Genomic DNA, 899 nt, shown 5'->3' with positions numbered 1-899 from the left:
ACAACGTGAAGAAAATTTTGTCAATGATATTTTTAACACGCATGAAGATTTTGGACCACGCAATTGGGCTTATGAAGCGCAAGGCTCACCCCTCATTGAACCTGCTTCTGTCTATGATAACGGAAAAACAACAACCTTTACATTTTTAGGCAATACTGAAATCCCTGCCATTTATCTTGTCTCATTGGATGGACAAGAAGCTCTCGTTCCCAAAACGATTAAAGGAAATAAAGTCATTGTTCATGCCACAGCTGCACAATTCACTCTGCGCCGCGGGAATGACGTGCTGTGTATCTTCAATAAAAGATTTGTGCCTGCAGGGGTTAACCCTGAAACTGGTACGACATCACCATCTGTACAACGTAAAGTGAACATAGGAAACGGTTATGAATGATCCAATGGATGAAAACAACCTGCTAAATGATCGCGATATGATAAAAGACGGTCAAGGAAAAAAGCAACGTCCCAATACAAGTAAAGCGGCTGCTCTTGTTATTCTTTTTGGTGTTTGTCTTTATTTAGCGTATTCAACGCTTTTCACAGAGAAACAACAACCGGTTGAAGTTCAAAAAGAAGGAATTATTAAGCAAACGGAACTTTTCCGTCCAGCCCCACCCAAACCTGTATCCCTGGAGCCAACGATAGAAAAAAATAACGTTCTGTTGCCTAAGGTTGAACTACCAACTCCCCCCAAAAAAACAACCAATTCTGATGATTCACTCTTAGAAGCAGCACAACGTGCTCCTGTCTTAGCCTATGCCAACACACAAAAAGGCCAAGGAAGCACAGAAAAAAACAAAGACATAAGCGCGAATCAACCTGAAGCCAAGCCTGATGAAACAGCGCAACGCTTTAATCATCTGTTCAAGCCGACAACCCTTGATGGTGTTCGTGCTTCA

At 41.9% G+C, this 899-nt stretch carries 1 protein-coding gene and 1 pseudogene; both read left to right on the top strand.

The annotated features are described in order from the left end of the window. Positions 1-394 (top strand): TrbG/VirB9 family P-type conjugative transfer protein (locus ACFINS_RS09870; protein ID WP_375706162.1); only part of this gene is annotated, 394 nt, incomplete at its 5' end. Continuing rightward, positions 387-899 (top strand): annotated as a pseudogene (locus tag ACFINS_RS09865) (Type IV secretion system protein virB10); the annotation flags it as partial. The gene ACFINS_RS09870 and the pseudogene ACFINS_RS09865, both read left to right, overlap by 8 nt.

This window comes from Bartonella sp. AA2SXKL (assembly GCF_042197205.1).
GTDB lineage: Bacteria > Pseudomonadota > Alphaproteobacteria > Rhizobiales > Rhizobiaceae > Bartonella.
Note: the sequence above shows the minus strand (reverse complement) of the source record. Positions and strands in the feature narration are given on the sequence as shown.